General features: G+C 72.0%; 18 protein-coding genes. 10 read left to right on the top strand and 8 right to left on the bottom strand.

Annotation, left to right across the window (positions count from 1 at the left end; all coding sequences use genetic code 11):
- Positions 1 to 136: 136 nt before the first annotated feature.
- Positions 137 to 535 (bottom strand): hypothetical protein, encoded by a 399-nt coding sequence (locus ACFV6X_RS10505; protein WP_385380548.1) that lies wholly within the window; start codon positions 533 to 535, stop codon positions 137 to 139.
- Positions 536 to 607: 72 nt separating this feature from the next.
- Entirely contained in the window at positions 608 to 1984 is a 1377-nt protein-coding gene (locus ACFV6X_RS10510; RefSeq protein WP_385380551.1) for an FAD-binding oxidoreductase, read from the bottom strand.
- Between the two features lie 349 nt (positions 1985 to 2333).
- On the opposite strand from ACFV6X_RS10510, the gene ACFV6X_RS10515 reads away from it, so the two are divergent.
- The gene (locus ACFV6X_RS10515) at positions 2334 to 2969 is read left to right on the top strand and encodes a uridine kinase (protein ID WP_385380927.1); all 636 of its coding nucleotides are present in this window, start codon (positions 2334 to 2336) and stop codon (positions 2967 to 2969) included.
- Positions 2970 to 3161: 192 nt separating this feature from the next.
- Here ACFV6X_RS10515 and ACFV6X_RS10520 read toward each other — a convergent pair whose 3' ends face one another.
- Positions 3162 to 3941 carry a SigE family RNA polymerase sigma factor gene (locus ACFV6X_RS10520; RefSeq protein ID WP_385380554.1) on the bottom strand — a complete coding sequence of 260 codons (780 nt, stop codon included), beginning with the start codon at positions 3939 to 3941 and terminating at the stop codon, positions 3162 to 3164.
- Positions 3942 to 4180: 239 nt separating this feature from the next.
- Between ACFV6X_RS10520 and afsQ1 the strand changes: the two genes are divergently transcribed.
- The 5 genes from afsQ1 (at position 4181) to ACFV6X_RS10545 (ending at position 7989) form a co-directional block, all read left to right on the top strand.
- The gene (gene afsQ1, locus ACFV6X_RS10525) at positions 4181 to 4858 is read left to right on the top strand and encodes a two-component system response regulator AfsQ1 (protein ID WP_365460417.1); all 678 of its coding nucleotides are present in this window, start codon (positions 4181 to 4183) and stop codon (positions 4856 to 4858) included.
- Positions 4855 to 6420 carry an ATP-binding protein gene (locus ACFV6X_RS10530; RefSeq protein ID WP_385380557.1) on the top strand — a complete coding sequence of 522 codons (1566 nt, stop codon included), beginning with the start codon at positions 4855 to 4857 and terminating at the stop codon, positions 6418 to 6420. The genes afsQ1 and ACFV6X_RS10530 overlap by 4 nt, the downstream gene beginning before the upstream one ends.
- Positions 6421 to 6434: 14 nt before the next feature.
- Entirely contained in the window at positions 6435 to 7037 is a 603-nt protein-coding gene (locus ACFV6X_RS10535) for a hypothetical protein (RefSeq protein ID WP_385380560.1), read from the top strand.
- Positions 7038 to 7118: 81 nt separating this feature from the next.
- Positions 7119 to 7709 carry a VanZ family protein gene (locus tag ACFV6X_RS10540; protein WP_385380563.1) on the top strand — a complete coding sequence of 197 codons (591 nt, stop codon included), beginning with the start codon at positions 7119 to 7121 and terminating at the stop codon, positions 7707 to 7709.
- Positions 7710 to 7785: 76 nt separating this feature from the next.
- Positions 7786 to 7989, top strand: coding sequence for a PspC domain-containing protein (locus ACFV6X_RS10545; RefSeq protein WP_385380566.1), 204 nt, complete (start codon positions 7786 to 7788; stop codon positions 7987 to 7989).
- Between the two features lie 92 nt (positions 7990 to 8081).
- On the opposite strand, the gene ACFV6X_RS10550 is transcribed toward ACFV6X_RS10545, so the two are convergent.
- Together ACFV6X_RS10550 and ACFV6X_RS10555 are read right to left on the bottom strand one after the other, a co-directional pair.
- The gene (locus ACFV6X_RS10550) at positions 8082 to 8438 is read right to left on the bottom strand and encodes an ATP-binding protein (protein ID WP_385380567.1); all 357 of its coding nucleotides are present in this window, start codon (positions 8436 to 8438) and stop codon (positions 8082 to 8084) included.
- Between the two features lie 157 nt (positions 8439 to 8595).
- On the bottom strand, positions 8596 to 9753 hold the full coding sequence (locus ACFV6X_RS10555) for an adenosine deaminase (protein WP_385380569.1): 1158 nt from the start codon (positions 9751 to 9753) through the stop codon (positions 8596 to 8598).
- Positions 9754 to 9866: 113 nt separating this feature from the next.
- Between ACFV6X_RS10555 and ACFV6X_RS10560 the strand changes: the two genes are divergently transcribed.
- Complete coding sequence (locus ACFV6X_RS10560) at positions 9867 to 10628, top strand: alpha/beta hydrolase (protein ID WP_365449348.1); 762 nt, start codon at positions 9867 to 9869, stop codon at positions 10626 to 10628.
- 36 nt (positions 10629 to 10664) lie between these two features.
- Here ACFV6X_RS10560 and ACFV6X_RS10565 read toward each other — a convergent pair whose 3' ends face one another.
- On the bottom strand, positions 10665 to 11618 hold the full coding sequence (locus ACFV6X_RS10565; RefSeq protein WP_385380572.1) for a LysR family transcriptional regulator: 954 nt from the start codon (positions 11616 to 11618) through the stop codon (positions 10665 to 10667).
- Between the two features lie 63 nt (positions 11619 to 11681).
- On the opposite strand from ACFV6X_RS10565, the gene ACFV6X_RS10570 reads away from it, so the two are divergent.
- The gene (locus ACFV6X_RS10570) at positions 11682 to 13004 is read left to right on the top strand and encodes an MFS transporter (RefSeq protein WP_385380575.1); all 1323 of its coding nucleotides are present in this window, start codon (positions 11682 to 11684) and stop codon (positions 13002 to 13004) included.
- A 528-nt stretch (positions 13005 to 13532) separates the two neighbouring features.
- Positions 13533 to 14549 (top strand): sigma-70 family RNA polymerase sigma factor, encoded by a 1017-nt coding sequence (locus ACFV6X_RS10575; protein WP_385380579.1) that lies wholly within the window; start codon positions 13533 to 13535, stop codon positions 14547 to 14549.
- On the opposite strand, the gene ACFV6X_RS10580 is transcribed toward ACFV6X_RS10575, so the two are convergent.
- Positions 14433 to 14813, bottom strand: a complete 381-nt coding sequence (locus ACFV6X_RS10580; RefSeq protein ID WP_365449356.1) for an STAS domain-containing protein — start codon at positions 14811 to 14813, stop codon at positions 14433 to 14435. The two genes, ACFV6X_RS10575 and ACFV6X_RS10580, sit on opposite strands and share 117 nt — an antisense overlap.
- Before the next feature lie 139 nt (positions 14814 to 14952).
- Between ACFV6X_RS10580 and ACFV6X_RS10585 the strand changes: the two genes are divergently transcribed.
- Positions 14953 to 15876: an AEC family transporter gene (locus ACFV6X_RS10585; protein WP_385380582.1), complete on the top strand. Its 924-nt coding sequence runs from the start codon at positions 14953 to 14955 to the stop codon at positions 15874 to 15876.
- A gap of 103 nt (positions 15877 to 15979) precedes the next feature.
- Here ACFV6X_RS10585 and ACFV6X_RS10590 read toward each other — a convergent pair whose 3' ends face one another.
- A complete protein-coding gene (locus ACFV6X_RS10590) occupies positions 15980 to 17263 on the bottom strand; it encodes a thymidine phosphorylase (RefSeq protein WP_385380585.1) in 1284 nt (427 codons plus the stop codon).
- Positions 17264 to 17268: the final 5 nt, after the last annotated feature.

Raw genomic sequence — 17268 nt, forward strand, 5'->3', positions numbered from 1 at the left:
TCCGCGCGACAGCCGCGCCCGCCGCGGCGGTCCGGTGCCGCACCCCGACAGACCAAGGGCCGCGCCCCACACGAGGGAGCGCGGCCCTTCGCCGTGCGGCGCCCCTGACAGCGCCCACCCGACCCCGCCCCTCGGCTCAGCTCAGCAACCGGGCCGCCAGCCCCACCACCGGCACCGCGGCGAGCGACTCGGCCTGCGTCAGGGGGTCCGTGAGGGACTCCGACGACATGGGCTTGAAGTCGGCGAGCTGGGTGCCGACGCCGTTGTTGAGGGGGTCGACGCCGGTGCCGGCGAGGGGGTTGGGCTTGAGGCCGGCGACGGGGCCCGCCACGTAGCCGACGGAGCCGGTGAGGGCCGCCGCGCCCGCCTCGGGGTCGACGTCGCCGAGGGAGGTCGGGCGGGTGTGCACCATGCCCAGGACCGACTCGGCGTCCGCGGCGGCCGGCGTCACGGACACGCTCAGGGCCGCCCCCGCCGTCGCGAGCACGGCGAGGGCTCGCCGGGTGGTGGGCCTGGGGGAGGAGTTACGAGCCATCGTTGGTGCCACCTTGTGATCGCGCTGAGTAAGCAGTTCAGCACGCAGGGTAGTTGAGAGCGCTTGTGCGCTTCAATCAGCGACCCACCCCTCCCCAGGCAGCACCGCCCCCGGATTGAGCAGCCCCGCCGGATCCAGTGCCGCCTTCACCGACCGCATGACCGCGATCTCCGCCTGCGACCGACTCAGGTGCAGATAGCGGGCCTTGGCCCGGCCCACCCCGTGTTCGGCGCTGATGCTGCCGCCCACGGCCGCCACCCGCCCGAGCACCGCGCCGGTCACCGCCTCCTCGTCCTCCGCCGCCACGTCCAGCAGGTTGACGTGCAGGTTGCCCTCGGCCAGGTGCCCGAAGAGATACGGTCGCCCGCGCCCCGCCAGCACCCCCGGCAGATCGGCGACGAAGCCGGGCACCTCGGCCAGCGGAACCGTCACGTCCAGCTTCAGCGGCACGCCCGCCGCGTTGATCGACTCGGTGTGCCGCTCCCGATAGGCGGCCAGCCGCCGCCGGTCCGCGTCCACGAGCGCGACCGCCGTGTCCCCGGGCCCGGCCTCGTCCAGCACGCCGGCCAGTTCCTCGGCCGGATCGCGCCGCCCGGCACACTCCACCAGCAGATACACCGGGTACGCGGTACGGAACGGCGCGGGCAGCCCGCTCGCCTCCAGCACCAGCGCCAGCCCCTCGGCCATGAAGAACTCGGCCAACTCCAGCGACTCCAGCACCCGCAGCCGCGCCACCAGAGCGAGCGCCGTCTCCAGCGAGTCGAGCCCCACCAACGCGGTCACCCGCTCCGGCAGCCGGGGCACCAGCCGCAGCCGGGCCCGTGTCACCACGGCGAGCGTCCCCTCGCTGCCGATCAGCAGGCCGGTCAGGTCGTACCCGGTGTTGTCCTTGGGCAGCCCGGCCAGCCGGTCCAGCACGGTCCCGTCCGCCAGCACGGCCTCCAGCCCGGCCACGTTGGCGCGGGTGGTGCCGTACCGCACGACCCGCTCACCGCCCGCGTTGGTCGCGATCATCCCGCCCAGCGTCGCGGAGTCCCGGGCGGCGAGGTCGACGCCGAACTCCAGCCCGTGCGCGGCGACATCTCGGTGCAGGTCCGAGAGCACCACCCCGGCGCCCACCGTCACCCGTCCCACGGCCGGGTCGACCGTCCCGATGCCGTCCAGCCGCCGCAGCGACAACACCACCTCGCCGCCGTCCGGGGTGGGCACCGACGCACCGACGAGCCCCGTGTTGCCGCCCTGCGCCACGACCGGCGCACCGCCCGCATGACACCGCCGCAGCACCTCGGCCACCTGCGCGGTGTCGGCGGGCCGTACCACCAGGCGGGCCCGGCCCCGGTAGCGGCCGGTGAAGTCGGTCTCGTACGAGGCGCGCAGCGCGGGATCAGCGAGCACATGGGCCGGTCCGACCACGGCCGACAACTGCTGGGCGAGACGATCGGTATCCACGGGTGCCGGCCACTCCTCGTCGTGCGTAGGACTCGCGGGCGAGGCGGCAGACCTGTCGACGCCCGCCCGCCGACGCCCGGAATCCTACGGAGCGGCGGGCCCCGGACAGGGACTCCCTGGTGGTTCAGCGCGGTGCGGGGCGTGGCCGCCGCGCCCGCCGGGGCGCCCTCACCCCGGGAACAACCGGCATACGGCCGCCCCGGAGCCCGCGCCCGCACCGGACACCGATCCGGTCGCCTCCTGACGCGGGCTCCCGGGGCCGGACGGCGGCAGGGATAATGACGGGATGCGCGCGGGCGGGAGTCCCGCTCGCGCCGCCCCCGAGACCGCCGGTGAGAAGGACGACACATTGGGTTCCCATCCGCCCATACCCACCCGGGTCGTGCTGCTGTGCGGCCCGTCCGGCTCCGGCAAGTCCCTCCTCTCCGCCCGCTCCGGCCTGCCGGTGCTGCGGCTCGACGACTTCTACAAGGAGGGCACCGACCCGACGCTGCCGCAGGTCGCCGGGAGCTCCGACATCGACTGGGACCACCCGGCCTCGTGGGACGCGGACGCCGCCGTCGCCGCGATCGAGGACCTGTGCCGCACGGGCCGTACGGACATCCCCGTCTACGACATCTCGCTCAGCGCCCGCACCGGCGCCGAGACCCTCGACATCGGGCGGACCCCGCTGTTCATCGCGGAGGGCGTCTTCGCCGCCGAAGTCGTCACCCGCTGCCGTGAACTGGGCCTGCTGGCCGACGCGCTGTGCCTGAGCCGTGGTCCGGTGCGCACCTTCCGGCGCCGCTTCGTGCGCGATCTGAGGGAGGGCCGCAAGTCGGTGCCGTTCCTGCTGCGCCGCGGCTGGCGCCTGATGCGCGCGGAGCGCTCCATCGTCGCCCGTCAGACCGCGCTCGGCGCGTACGCCTGCGACCGGGACGAGGCGATGGGCCGCCTGGCCGCCGCGGCGGCGGGCCGCTGCACGACGGCGCGTACGGCCGCGTAGCACCCCGGTCGCACGAGGCCGGGCTCCCGCCCGGACGCACGGCGCCCGGACACTCGGACCCCGGACACACGAAGGCGGGACTGGACGGACCCCCCGGCCCTCCAGCCCCGCTCCCCCCGTTCCCCCGTACTTCCCCCGTGTTCCCCCCCCCGGCCCCGTACTCTCCCCCGTACTCCCCCTGGGGCCCTGCCTTCAGGCGACAAGCTCCCCGAAGGCGTGCTGCTCGTCACGGCCGAAGCTGAGGACCTCGTCCTCGCGCAGCCGGCGCAGGGAGCGCCAGATGCTGGACTTCACCGTGCCGACACTGATGTCGAGGATCTCCGCGATCTCCGGGTCCGTGCGGCCCTCGTAGTAGCGCAGGACCAGCATGGTGCGCTGGAGTTCGGGCAGCCGGGCCAGCGCCTGCCACAGGACCGCGCGCAGCTCGGTGCCGCGCATCGCGTCCGTGTCGCCGGCCGTCTCCGGCAGTTCCTCGGTCGGGTACTCGTTGAGCTTGCGGCGCCGCCAGGCGCTGATGTGCAGGTTGGTCATGGTGCGGCGGAGGTATCCGCCGACCGCCGCCTTGTCACTGATCCGGTCCCACGCGCGGTAGGTCGAGAACAGCGCGCTCTGCAGCAGGTCCTCGGCCTCGAAGCGGTCGCCGGTCAGGTGGTAGGCGGTTGCGTACAGGGAGGCGCGGCGCTCCTGGACGTAGGCGGTGAACTCCGCCTCGGTCAGCGAGCGACGCTCCCCCGAGTCCTCCCCGTACGCGGCTCCCCCGTGCGTCTCCCCCGTGAGACCGTCAACCACCTTCATGTAGGCGGTGTGCTGACGCCCGGCGCCGCGAGCGCACCCCCGCCCTCCCCCACGCTCGAACCCACTCGCGCGGGAGGGGCCCCCATCGGCGCCGGACTTCTCGGAACCCCGGCCCGCGTGCACGTCGTGCAGACGCGTGACCACTGCGCTGGTGCTGGTGCCGTGCAGCGTGTTCATCTCGCGCCCCCCGTCGTGTACTTGCCGGTGTTCGGCCCTGCTCGTCCTGCTTCCTTGCCTGTGCCGAAAAGCTTGCCGAGCCGACATCATCGCCGTGTCCGCCGACTGTCACAGACGTGTCACAGGGGTGGTCCCCGCGTCCTTCACGGAACACCCGGTACGGTCACGGAGAAGAGCGCTACGGCTACGCAGCCGCCCGAGTGTCGAAACGCCGGCCCACCATGGGCCAGAATGAGCCCGTGCCTTCCCTGTTGCTGATCGAGGACGACGACGCCATCCGCACGGCCCTGGAGCTCTCACTGACGCGCCAGGGACACCGCGTGGCGACCGCTGCCAGCGGTGAGGACGGTCTGAAGCTGCTGCGTGAGCAGCGGCCGGATCTGATCGTGCTGGATGTGATGCTGCCCGGCATCGACGGGTTCGAGGTGTGCCGGCGCATCCGGCGCACCGACCAGCTGCCGATCATCCTGCTGACCGCCCGCAGCGACGACATCGACGTGGTCGTGGGGCTGGAGTCCGGCGCCGACGACTATGTCGTCAAACCGGTGCAGGGCCGGGTGCTGGACGCGCGCATCCGCGCTGTGCTGCGGCGCGGCGAGCGGGAGGCGAACGACGCCGCGGCCTTCGGCAGCCTCGTCATCGACCGCGCGGCGATGACCGTGACGAAGAACGGCGAGGACCTCCAGCTCACCCCGACGGAGCTGAGGTTGCTGCTCGAACTGAGCCGGCGGCCCGGTCAGGCGCTGTCCCGGCAGCAACTGCTGCGGCTGGTGTGGGAGCACGACTACCTCGGTGACTCCCGGCTCGTGGACGCCTGTGTCCAGCGGCTGCGCGCCAAGGTCGAGGACGTGCCGTCCTCCCCGACCCTGATCCGTACCGTGCGGGGTGTCGGCTACCGGCTGGACCCGCCTCAGTGACCGACGCGCAAAAAGGTCTCCGCGGCTGGGCCGCGGCACGCAAGGGAGCTCTGTCGACGCTGCGCTTCACCAGTCTGCGGCTGCGGCTGGTCGTCGTGTTCGGGCTGGTGGCGCTGACGGCTGCGGTCTCCGCGTCCGGGATCGCCTACTGGCTCAACCGCGAGGCCGTGCTCACCCGCACCCAGGACGCGGTGCTTCGCGACTTCGAGCAGGAGATGGAGAACCGCGCCGGCGCCCTGCCCGCCCATCCCAGCCAGGACGAACTCCAGCGCACCGCCGGTCAGATGGCCAGCAGCAGCCAGCGCTTCAGCGTGCTCCTCGTCGCCGAGGACGCGGCCGGCAAGCCGGTCTACGGCAGTTCCGGCGGCCTCAACGACGGCTTCGCGCTGGCCGACGTCCCGAAGTCGCTGCGCACGGCCGTGAACAAGGAGCAGCCGCTCACCTCGAACAACAAGTCGCCGTACCACCTGTACTGGCAGCGGATCGTCGACGGCGGCACGCCGTATCTGGTGGCCGGCACCCGGGTGATCGGTGGCGGGCCAACCGGCTACATGGTCAAGTCGCTGGAGCCGGAGGCCAAGGACCTCAACTCGCTGGCCTGGTCGCTCGGTATCGCCACCGGCCTCGCGCTGATCGGCTCGGCCTTGCTCGCGCAGGCCGCCGCCACGACCGTGCTGAAGCCCGTGCACCGCCTCGGTGTCGCGGCGCGGCGGCTCGGGGAGGGCAAGCTGGACACCCGGCTCAGGGTCTCGGGCACCGATGAACTGGCCGATCTGTCACGGACGTTCAACAAGGCCGCCGAGGCGCTGGAGAAGCGGGTCGCGGACATGGCCGCGCGGGACAACGCGTCCCGGCGGTTCGTGGCGGACATGAGTCACGAACTACGGACACCGCTCACCGCGATCACCGCCGTGACGGAGGTGCTGGAGGAGGAGCTGGAGTCCGAGAGCGGCAGCCTGGACCCGATGATCGAGCCCGCGGTACGGCTGGTGGTGAGCGAGACACGCCGGCTGAACGACCTGGTCGAGAACCTCATGGAGGTCACCCGCTTCGACGCGGGCACCGCCCGGCTGGTCCTGGACGACGTCGACGTCGCCGACCAGATCACCGCCTGCATCGACGCCCGCGCCTGGCTGGACGCGGTCGAGCTGGACGCGGCGCGGGGCATCCACGCCCGCCTGGACCCGCGCCGCCTGGACGTCATACTCGCCAACCTCATCGGCAACGCGCTCAAGCACGGCGGTTCGCCGGTGCGGGTGGCCGTGCGCGAGGAGGACAGCGAGGTCGTCATCCAGGTGCGCGACCACGGGCCCGGCATCCCCGAGGACGTCCTGCCGCACGTCTTCGACCGCTTCTACAAGGCCAGCGCCTCCCGCCCGCGCTCGGAGGGCAGCGGCCTCGGCCTGTCCATCGCCCTGGAGAACGCCCACATCCACGGCGGTGACATCACCGCCGCCAACTCGCCTGAGGGCGGGGCGGTGTTCACGCTGCGGCTGCCGCGCGACGGGTCGGACGTGGTGCGCGCGGCGGAGGAGAAGCGCTCGGAGAAGGAAGACACGTGAGGAAGGGGGGACGCGTGCGCAACGCTCGTCTCCTGGTGGTGCCCGTGTTCGCGGCGCTGCTCGCCGGCTGCGGCATCCGGGCCACCGAGGTGCCGACGGACTTCGGCGCGGCGCCCTCGCGGGCGCACTGTTCGCTCGCCGGCTCGGACATCGCCACGCGGTCCTCGGCGGGGATGCCGGTGCGGGTGTTCCTGCTCTGCGGTTCGTCGCTGGTCGCGGTCGACCGGGCCGTGCGGGTACCCGAGGTCGCGGAGGACTCCGAACGCCGGGTGCTGGTGGCACAGGGCCTGCTGGACGAGCTCGCCCGGACGCCGCCGACGGCCGAGAAGCAGGCCGGCTACTCGACGGACGTACGCGCGGGTACGACGGTCGGCGGGCCCGGCCGGCGGGATCCCCAGGACACCCTGCGGCTGTCCACCGCCCCCGACGACCTGGCCTCCTACGCGCTCGCCCAGATCGTGTGCACGTTCTCCGACTCGGCGGCGGCCGAGGGCGACGGATCGGTGATTCTCGGCGGCCCCGGTACCGCGCCGCCCCGCCGCTACGAGTGCACGGACGACGTCCGCGCCCGTCCGGGCGAGGTGGATCCGCCGTCGGCGGAGGTCAAGGGCGGCTGACGGCGGGTGTGGCGCAGGCCTCACCCGGGTAGGGGGGTCCGACCCGGAACCGATCGCGCCGCAGGCCGCGTCTTGGGGGGCGTGCAGCGTCAAGGCTCCAGGGGCGGCAGCGCCGCGATCCACATGCGGGTGACGGGGGGTGTCCTCCTCGCCGCGCACCTCGCCCTCGTCGCCTGGTACACGCTGCGTCCGCTGGACGTGCCCTGGGTGATGCCCGCCAATCTGCGTCCGCTCGCCGGTATCCGCGCCGATCTCGCGCTGGGCTGGCCGGAGGCGGCCCGCGGCATCGGGGGCGGACTGGCGCTGCTCGCGCCGCTGGGCGTGCTGCTGCCGCTGGCCGGGGGCAGACTGCGGGTCTCGCCGCTCGGCAGCCTGGTGCGCACGGTCACCGCCGGGGCGCTGATCTCACTCGGCATAGAGCTGCTCCAGACCGGCGTGCCGGGTCAGGTCGTGGACGTCGACTCCCTGCTGCTGAACACCGTGGGCGTCGCCCTCACGCATGTCGCCCTGGTCCCCGTGGGCCGCTCCTGGCTGCGCCGCAGGGTCCGGGCCCGGCGCCGGGCGGCCCTGCCTGCCCTCCCCAGGGCGGAAGCGTCTCAGGGTCGTACCCCGACGATTCCCAGGGTCGGTATCGCCCCATGGAGCGACGCTTTGCCCCCTTCGTCACCGTAGCGTTGTCATCAGACGGGGCAGCCGGAAGAAGCCCCGGAAAGACGCACCGCGAAGCCGAAAAGACGAAGGAGTCCTGATGAGCCGCCTTGCCCGCCCCACCAGTGGTCGGATGATCGGCGGAGTGTGTGCAGCGCTGGCACGGCGCTTCGGCACTTCCGCGACCACGATGCGTGTGATCTTTCTGGTTTCCTGCTTGCTGCCCGGCCCCCAGTTCCTGCTCTACATCGCGCTGTGGATCCTGCTCCCGGCGGACGGCAAGGCCGCCCGCACGGCCTGGTGACAGCCACCTGACTGCCCTCCCTCAGGGGCACGTGCCGATGGGGCGCAACCCATACCAGGGTGCGCCCCATCGGCATGTTCACATGGTGCGGCTCAGCCCAGCGGGATGCCGTTCACCGGGGTGCCATGGGTGGGCAGGCCCTGCACCGGCAGTCCACCGAGCAGTTTCGCGGCCGGACCGGTGGGACCCCCGGCCAGCACGGACTCGGCGGCCGGCTGGACCGCCCGCAGCCCGACGCCGAGCGCGGTCTGCCCCTGGGTCAGCGCCGCGGAGGAACCCGGCACCGCCTGGTTGAGGTTCTCCGCCGGCAGCGTCCTCGTGACCGTGTCCAGCGTCTGGCCGGCGTCGGGGAGGGTGGCCGGAGCGGCGTCGGCGGCGCCCGCACCAGTGGCGGCGAAGGCGGCACCGAGGGCGGCGACACCGAGGGTCTTGGCAGCAGACTGCTTCATGGTGAATTGCGTCCTTGACTGACTTGAAATGGGATAAACGGGATGACGGATCAGGGGGGCGGCTCAAGAACGTAAACACCCCGGGGTACCCGCCGCAAACATCGAAATGCGGACGAATTGTGAACGCCCGTCCGCATTCCCTGATCCCCGTCGAGCCCTAGGAAGCCGTGGAGTCCCTGGTGGACGCGGTCTGCTGGAACAGCCATTCGGACTTCAGCTCGGCGTATCCGGGCTTGATCACGTCATTGATCATAGCCAGTCGTTCATCGAAAGGAATGAATGCTGACTTCATAGCATTGACCGAGAACCACTGCATGTCTTCGAGCGTGTAACCGAATGCCTCGACAAGGTGCTCGAATTCCCGGCTCATGCTGGTGTGCGACATCAGCCGGTTGTCCGTGTTCACGGTGGCCCGGAAGTGCAGCCGCCGCAGCAGTCCGATGGGGTGCTCGGCGTAGGAGGAGGCGGCGCCGGTCTGGAGGTTGGAGCTGGGGCACAGCTCCAGCGGGATGCGCTTGTCCCGGACGTAGGAGGCGAGCCGGCCGAGCCGCACGCTGCCGTCCTCGGCGACCTCGATGTCGTCGGTGATCCGCACGCCGTGACCGAGCCGGTCGGCGCCGCACCACTGCAGGGCCTGCCAGATGGACGGCAGCCCGAAGGCCTCGCCGGCGTGGATGGTGAAGTGGTTGTTCTCGCGCTTGAGGTACTCGAACGCGTCCAGGTGCCGGGTGGGCGGGTAGCCGGCCTCGGCGCCCGCGATGTCGAAGCCGACGACACCCATGTCGCGGTAGCGGTTGGCGAGTTCGGCGATCTCCAGGGCGCGGGCCGCGTGCCGCATCGCGGTGAGCAGGGCGCCCACGCGGATGCGGTGGCCGCTCTCGCGGGCGATCCGCTCCCCTTCCCGGAAGCCCTCGTTCACGGCCTCGACGACCTCTTCGAGGGTGAGCCCGCCCTCCAGGTGCTGCTCGGGCGCGTAGCGCACCTCGGCGTAGACGACACCGTCCTGCGCGAGGTCCTCGGCGCATTCGGCGGCGACCCGGACCAGGGCCTCACGGGTCTGCATCACGCCGACGGTGTGCGAGAAGGTCTCCAGATACCGCTCCAGGGACCCGGAGTCGGCGGCCTCGCGGAACCACAGGCCGAGCTTCCCGGGGTCCGTGTCGGGGAGTTGGGAGTAGCCGCTGTCACGGGCGAGGTCGACGACGGTGCCGGGACGCAACCCGCCGTCGAGGTGGTCGTGCAGCAGAACCTTGGGTGCCCGGCGGATCTGGTCCGGGCTCGGGGTGTGCCCCATCCGGTCAGTCTGGCTCGTCATTTTCGCACTCTAGCTCCTACGCGCGTAGATCGCCGGGTGTACGTTTCCGTCGATACGTAACGGTGACCGTGCGGACGGGTGGCGTACACCGGCGCTTCTGACACTGTTCTGTCATGGCACAGCAAGCGACGCCGGTTCGCACGGCCCGGCTGGGACGGGCGTTCGGTCCGGAACCGACGGCGGTGAGCGCAGTGGTGCTGCTGCTCCCCGGCGGTGAGCCGAGCTCCGCCCGCAGACCCTCTCCACTGGTCGCGGCCGCGTCCGTACGGGGGTTGGGACGCCGGCTGGTACGCGCGGGGCGGGGGGAAGGGCTGGCCGCGCATGTCGTGCACTACCGCTACCGGGGGTGGAACGGCAGCGAGGCGCATCTGGCCCGGGACGCCTCCTGGGCCGCCGACGAGGCCGTACGACGCTACGGTGACGTCCCCGTCTGCCTGGCCGGGATCGACATGGGCGGGCGGGCGGCGCTGCACGCGGGTGGGCACGAGGCCGTCAACTCCGTGCTGTCCCTTGCTCCCTGGTTACCGGAGGACGACGTGGCGGCCTCACCCGAACCGGTGAAACAGCTGGTCGGGCGGCGGGTGCTGATCGCGCACGGCACGAACGACCAGCGGACCGATCCCGAGCTGTCGTTCCGGTACGCGGCGCGGGTGAAGAAGGTCAACCGGGACGTCTGCCGGTTCGAAGTGCACTCGGATCGGCACGGGTTGCACCAGCACCGCGACGAAGTGCTCGCTCTGGCCGAGGACTTCGTGATGGGGGTGCTCTTCGGGCGGGGGTTCTCGCGGCCGGTGGAGGACGCGTTGGCCGCGCCGCCGCCGTTGGGGTTGCGGATGCCGTTGGCCGCGGGGTTCGGGCGGTCGTTGCGGCGGTAGCGGAGTTCGGGTCGGGTCGTCCGGGCTGCGGCTCGTTCAGGTCGGGAGCAAGTTGCCTCTTCTGGAGAGGAGGAACTTCTTGAAGGCCGCCACCGGGGGTGTGTCCGGGTGGCCCTCCAGCCAGGCCACGCCGATCTCGCGGGCCGCGCGCGGGGCCGTTACCGTCAGCTCCACCACGCCCGGGCGGGCCACCGCCGGGGGCGGGAGGAGCGCCACACCCAGGCCCGCGGCCACCAGGCCGCGCAGGGTTTCCGCCTCCTCGCCCTCGAAGGCGATACGCGGCTTGAAGCCTGCCTCGCGGCAGAGGTCGTCGGTGATCCGGCGCAGGCCGTAGCCGGGCTCCAGGGTGACGAAGTTCTCCTCCGCCGCCTCGGCGAGGCGGATGCGCCTGCGGGTGGCCAGGCGGTGCTCGGCCGGGACGACGAGACGGAGCTTCTGCTCGTCGAGACGGCGGGCCACCAGGTCGGGGGCGTCGGGGACCGGTGAGGTCAGGCAGAGGTCCAGTTCGCCGGTGCGGAGGCGTTCGAGCATGGCCTCGCCGTAGTTCTGGACCAGGCTGAAGCGGACCCGGGGGTGGTCCGCGCGGAAGGCGTGCAGCAGGCCGGGGACGGTCTCCGCGCCCATGGTGTGCAGGAAGCCGAACGCGACCTTGCCGGTGGTGGCGTCGGCGTCGGCGCGCACCTCGTCGGCGGCGCGCTCGATCTCGGCGAGGGCGCGGTCCACGGACGCGAGGAAGGTGCGGCCGGCGGCGGTGAGGGAGACCGTCCGGCCGCGGCGGGCGAACAGGTCCACGCCCAGGTCCTGTTCGAGGCGGACCATGGCGCGGGAGAGGGTGGACTGGGGGACGTTCATCTCCTGCGCGGCCCTGGTGACGTGCTCGGTGCGGGCGACGCCGGCGAAGTGCGCGAGGCGTGGGGCGAGGAGTGTGACGATGTCTCGTGTGTCACTGGTCGGTGACAGCCGGGGCTGTGAGCTCTGTTGATGCACCATGGGATCGATTATGACGATTCCATGCATTGGACGGATGAGCGGGCGCGTACGTAGCTTCGAAGCATGACTCCCGCCAGTACCGGGGCGTCCACCGTCGTGGGCGCCGTTCCTTCCGCTCCTTCCGCTCCTTCCGCTCCTTCCGCTCTTTCTGTTCCTTCCGCTCCTGTCTCCGACTCGCGTATGGCGCCGGGCGGGCCCGGATACCGGCGGATGAGTTTCGCCCTCTTCCTCGCGGGCGTGGCCACCTTCGCGCTGCTGTACTCCACACAGGCACTGCTCCCCCTGATCTCGGGGGACCTCGGGGTGACGGCGAGCGAGGCAAGCTGGACCGTGGCGGCGGCCACGGGTGGTCTGGCGCTGTTCGTGATCCCGATGAGCGCGCTGTCCGAGCGATTCGGCCGCCGTACGGTCATGACGGTGTCGCTGGCGGTGGCGGTGGGCGTGGCGCTGCTGGTGCCGTTCGCCGGGTCGCTGACCACGCTGGTGGCGTTGCGGGCGGTGCAAGGGGCCGCGCTGGCGGGGGTGCCGGCGGTGGCGACCGCCTATCTGGCGGAGGAGGTCCGGCCGAAGGCGCTGGTCACGGCGATCGGGCTGTTCGTCGCGGGCAACAGCGTCGGGGGGATGAGCGGTCGGGTCATCACCGGGTGGGTCGCGCAGGAGTGGGGCTGGCGGGTGGCCGTCGGTGCGCTCGGTGTGGTGGCCGTGGGGTGTGCGGTCGCGTTCCGGCTGCTGTTGCCGGCGCCTCGGCACTTCTCCGCGGAGTCGCTGCGGCCGCGGGTGCTGTGGGGGACGGTGCGTGGGCACCTGGGCGATCCGCTGCTGCGTCGGCTGTACGCGATCGGTGCGCTGTTCATGACGGTGTTCGGCGGGGTGTACACGGTGATCGGGTACCGGCTGACGGAGGAGCCGTTCGGGCTGCCGCAGGGTGTGGTGGGCTCGATCTTCCTGGTCTACCTGGTGGGTACGGTGTCGGCGTCCACGGCGGGTCGGATCGTGGAGCGGCTCGGGCGCAGGGGTGCGCTGTACCTGGGCGGCGGTACGACGGCGGTGGGGCTGGTGCTGTCGCTGGGCGACTCGCTGGCGCTGGTGCTGCTGGGGCTGGTGCTGATCACGGCGGGGTTCTTCACGGGGCACGCGGTGGCCTCGTCGGCGGTCAGCAAGACGGCGACGCACGGGCGGGCGCAGGCGTCCGCGCTGTACCAGTCGGCGTACTACGTGGGTTCCAGCGCGGGGAGCACGGTGGGGGCGATGGCCTTCCACGCGGGCGGCTGGAGCGGGACAGTGAGCGTGGGGTTGCTGGCGGTGCTGGGGGTCGTGGGGATCACGCTGCTGGGGTCGCGGGCGGCTCGGGTGGCTCGGGTGGCTGCGGCGCGGGTGACCGCGTAGGGCGCCGCCATGCCTGCGGCGCCTGTGCGGGCGCGGTGGGGTGCCGTGAGGGTGCGGGTAGCGCCTTCTGTCCGGGGGGTGGGTCGGGGCCGTGCCGGGGGGTGTCCGTCCTCGGAACGGCGCGGAATCGGTCACTCACCGACGCACCCGTGTTGACGCGCCAACCGCTGCGGGCGGACACCCCCCGACACGACCCCTTCGCGCCGCGCGCGACTGCGGCTCCGTGGGCCGGCCCCTACTCACTGCGGGCGGGTGCGGCGCCGTGCGACCGGCTCCGGAGACGGCCCCTTCGCGCCGTTCACGGGTGCGGCTCCGTGGGCACGGCTTCGGGCATCGCCCCTTTCTGTCCGTGGGCGGGTGCGGCGCCGTGCGGCCGGCAGCGCCATGCGTCGGGGAACTGTTGACGCACCCCGTCTGAACAGCCCCTTTTCCTACTCGGGGCGCCATTGTCAGTGGGCTGCGGTAGCTTCCGAAGTGCTGGGTGCAATGGTGCGCGGCACAGGGAACGGCCACAGGGGTGGGTGGACGATGAGCAACGGCACGGCGACGACGACAGATCTCGACGCCACACTGGAAAAACACCGGGTCGAGCTGACGGGCTACTGCTATCGCATGCTCGGCTCCTCCTTCGAGGCGGAGGACGCGGTCCAGGACACCCTCGTCCGCGCCTGGCGCAGCTACGACAAGTTCGAAGGACGTTCCAGCGTCCGGTCCTGGCTCTACCGGATCGCGACCAACGTGTGCCTGGACATGCTGAACGCGGGCAACAAGCGCGCCAGGCCGATGGACCTGTCGGAGGCCACCCCGCTCGCCCAGGCCGCGCTGTCGCCGCGTCCCGACCACACCTGGCTGGAGCCGATGCCCGACGCCCGTGTGCTGCCCTCGACCGCCGACCCTGCGGAGGCGGCCGTCGCCAAGGAGTCCGTGCGGCTGGCGTTCATGGCCGCCCTCCAGCAACTGCCGCCCAAGCAGCGCGCCGTGCTCATCCTGCGCGAGGTGCTGGCATGGAAGGCGAGCGAGGTCGCCGAGCTGCTGGGCACATCGGTGGCGTCGGTGAACAGCGCCTTGCAGCGGGCCCGCGCCACGCTCGCCGAGCGCGAGGACACCGGCTCGGACGCGGTGGTGTCCGACGCGCTGGACGAGGAGCAGCAGAAGCTCCTGGAGCGTTACGTCGCGGCGTTCGAGGGCTACGACATGACGGCGCTGACCGCCCTGCTCCACGAGGACGCCGTGATGACGATGCCGCCGTTCGACCTGTGGCTGCGCGGCCCGGCCGACATCACCGGCTTCATGACCACCATCGGCTCCGCCTGCGCCGACTCCCGGCTGCGTCCCGTCGAGGTCAACGGCCTGCCCGGCTTCGCGCACTACAAGCCGGACCCGGAGTCGGGCGGCTTCGTGCCGTGGGCGGTGCAGGTGCTGGAGATCTCAGACGGACGGATCACCGGGTTCCACTGCTTCCTGGACACCAAGCGGTGGTTCCCGCTGTTCGGGCTGCCCCTCCACCTCGAAGCGGAGGCCGACCAGGTCGAGGAGGGCGTGTAGGGCCGGGTCGGGGTCGCGGAGCCGGATGCCGCTTCCGGCCCGCTTGGCCGTCAGCGCCAGCCGGGCCAGCAGGTCGACGGTCCCCAGACCTGGTGGCCCGATCGCTCCGACGTCACATACGACCACTGGCGCCCCCGTGTCCTCCAGCAACGCCCGCACGTCATCGCAGAGCCCTGTCACCTCGTCCCGGGTGACGGGGCCGGCCAGCACGATTTCGGCAGGGGTCATGGCATCCACGAACCGGTAGACCGGCGGGGCCGCCATAACTCATCGCCGACGGGCTTCTCGTCGCGCCGCGAGGATCACATTGACCTGGGCCAGGGCTGACGCAGAGGGTTGGGTGTATGCGCCATGGAACACCCCCGCCCGCAGCCGGAATACGTCTCCCCCTCAAGGGGGCGTCGTGCAGGGGGTTTTGAGCGGCTTCGCGGTGATCGCGGTGGTCATCGCCGTCGGTTACACGATCGGGGTGCGGGGTCACCTCGGTGAGCAGGGGCGTGAGGTGCTCACCAAGCTCGCGTTCCATGTGGCCTCGCCCGCCCTGCTCTTCACTACTCTCGCGGGCGCCGACCTGTCGGTGGTCTTCTCCAGCCGGCTCCTGGTCACCGCGCTGAGCACGGCGGCGGTGGCGGGAGTGTTCGTGGCGGTGGGTGTCGTACGCCGCTGGGGGGTGGGCCGTACGACGGTCGGGGCGCTGTGCTCCAGTTACGTCAACTCGGGCAACCTCGGGATCCCTATCGCGGTGTACGTGCTGGGTGACGCGTCGCTGGTGGCGCCGGTGCTGCTGTTCCAGCTGGTCGGGGTCACACCGATCGCGCTGACGATCCTGGACCTTTCGGCCGGGGGCGGGGGCAAACGGCCGCTGTGGCAGCGTCTGCTCACTCCACTGCGCAATCCGATCGCCCTCGGCTCGCTGGCGGGGGTGGCGGTGTCGGCGACCGGTCTGCGTGTCCCCGGCCCGGTCATGGACCCCCTGACGCTGATCGGGAACATGTCCGTCCCGGCCGTCCTCCTGGCCTTCGGTATCTCGCTGCGCGGCAGCACCCTTCCGCTGCGCGGCGGGGAACGGGGGCCGGTGCTGCTCGCGGTGGCGCTCAAGGCAGGTGCCCAGCCGCTGATCGCCTGGGTGCTGGCGGCGGGCGTCTTCGGTCTCCGTGGCGCGGCCCTGCTCGACGTGGTCGTGACGTCGGCGCTGCCCGCCGCCCAGAATCTGTTCACGTACGCGAGCAGCTACCGGGTGGGCGAGGTCCTGGCACGCGAGGCGATCCTGCTGTCCACGGTGCTGTCGGTGCCGGCGCTGGTCGTGGTGGCGACGCTGCTCGGGTGAGTCCCTGCTCCCGGGGGCCCGTTCGGCGCGGGCCGGATCCGGCATGCCGAACGGGACCGGTGGTGCTCCACCGGTCCCGTTCATCCGACAGAAGAAGCGCGGGTCAGGCGATGCGCTCCAGCACCACCGGGGACGGCGTGAAGTCCGTGCCGGGGGCCGCGACGTCGTACGAGCCGTCGACTGCCTGGAGGGCGTAGTCGAAACGCTCGGGGGTGTCGGTGTGCAGGGTCAGCAGGGGCTGCCCCTCCGTCACGGTGTCGCCGGGCTTGGCGTGGAGCTCGACGCCCGCGGCGGCCTGCACCGGGTCCTCCTTGCGGGCGCGGCCGGCACCCAGGCGCCAGGCGGCGATGCCGATGTCGTAGGCGTCCAGCCGGGTGAGGACACCGGACGACGGGGCCTTGACGACGTGCTGTTCCTTCGACGTCGGAAGCGCGGCGTCCGGGTCGCCGCCCTGGGCCGCGATCATCCGGCGCCAGACGTCCATCGCCGAGCCGTCGGCCAGCGCCTTGGCCGGGTCGACGTCCCGGACGCCCGCCGCGTCCAGCATTTCGCGGGCCAGCGCGACGGTCAGCTCGACCACGTCGGCGGGGCCGCCGCCGGCCAGGACCTCCACGGACTCGCGGACCTCCAGCGCGTTGCCCGCCGTCAGGCCGAGCGGCGTCGACATGTCGGTCAGGAGCGCGACCGTCTTCACGCCGTGGTCCGTGCCCAGGCCCACCATGGTGGAGGCCAGTTCGCGGGCGTCCTCGAGCGTCTTCATGAACGCGCCGGTGCCCACCTTCACGTCGAGCACCAGCGAGCCCGTGCCCTCCGCGATCTTCTTCGACATGATCGAGGACGCGATCAGCGGGATCGCCTCGACCGTGCCGGTGACGTCGCGCAGCGCGTACAGCTTCTTGTCGGCGGGGGCGAGGCCGTCGCCGGCCGCGCAGATCACCGCGCCCACGCCGTCCAGGACCGAGAGCATCTCCTCATTGGAGAGCAGCGCCCGCCAGCCGGGGATCGACTCCAGCTTGTCCAGGGTGCCGCCGGTGTGGCCGAGGCCCCGGCCGGAGAGCTGCGGGACGGCCGCGCCGCAGGCGGCGACGAGAGGGGCCAGCGGAAGGGTGATCTTGTCGCCGACGCCACCCGTCGAGTGCTTGTCCGCCGTGGGGCGGGACAGGGACGAGAAGTCCATGCGCTCGCCGGAGGCGATCATCGCCGCCGTCCAGCGGGCGATCTCGCCGCGGTTCATGCCGTTGAGCAGGATGGCCATCGCGAGCGCCGACATCTGCTCGTCGGCCACCTCGCCGCGCGTGTACGCGTCGATGACCCAGTCGATCTGCTCGTCGCTGAGTTCACCGCGGTCCCGCTTGGTGCGGATGACGGAGATGGCGTCCATGGCCATGCTGG

Source organism: Streptomyces sp. NPDC059861 (assembly GCF_042731435.1).
GTDB lineage: Bacteria > Actinomycetota > Actinomycetes > Streptomycetales > Streptomycetaceae > Streptomyces.

What these genes read in the sequence shown, in the direction of transcription:
- ACFV6X_RS10580 (WP_365449356.1), bottom strand. Translation starts at nt 14,813, where the DNA reads ATGGCGGCCCCGCCGGTCTACCGGTTCGTGGATGCCATGACCCCTGCC.
- ACFV6X_RS10560 (WP_365449348.1), top strand. Translation starts at nt 9,867, where the DNA reads ATGGCACAGCAAGCGACGCCGGTTCGCACGGCCCGGCTGGGACGGGCG.
- ACFV6X_RS10505 (WP_385380548.1), bottom strand. Translation starts at nt 535, where the DNA reads ATGGCTCGTAACTCCTCCCCCAGGCCCACCACCCGGCGAGCCCTCGCC.
- ACFV6X_RS10590 (WP_385380585.1), bottom strand. Translation starts at nt 17,263, where the DNA reads ATGGCCATGGACGCCATCTCCGTCATCCGCACCAAGCGGGACCGCGGT.
- ACFV6X_RS10545 (WP_385380566.1), top strand. Translation starts at nt 7,786, where the DNA reads ATGAGCCGCCTTGCCCGCCCCACCAGTGGTCGGATGATCGGCGGAGTG.
- ACFV6X_RS10575 (WP_385380579.1), top strand. Translation starts at nt 13,533, where the DNA reads ATGAGCAACGGCACGGCGACGACGACAGATCTCGACGCCACACTGGAA.
- ACFV6X_RS10555 (WP_385380569.1), bottom strand. Translation starts at nt 9,753, where the DNA reads ATGACGAGCCAGACTGACCGGATGGGGCACACCCCGAGCCCGGACCAG.
- ACFV6X_RS10565 (WP_385380572.1), bottom strand. Translation starts at nt 11,618, where the DNA reads ATGGTGCATCAACAGAGCTCACAGCCCCGGCTGTCACCGACCAGTGAC.
- ACFV6X_RS10550 (WP_385380567.1), bottom strand. Translation starts at nt 8,438, where the DNA reads ATGAAGCAGTCTGCTGCCAAGACCCTCGGTGTCGCCGCCCTCGGTGCC.
- ACFV6X_RS10570 (WP_385380575.1), top strand. Translation starts at nt 11,682, where the DNA reads ATGACTCCCGCCAGTACCGGGGCGTCCACCGTCGTGGGCGCCGTTCCT.
- ACFV6X_RS10520 (WP_385380554.1), bottom strand. Translation starts at nt 3,941, where the DNA reads ATGAACACGCTGCACGGCACCAGCACCAGCGCAGTGGTCACGCGTCTG.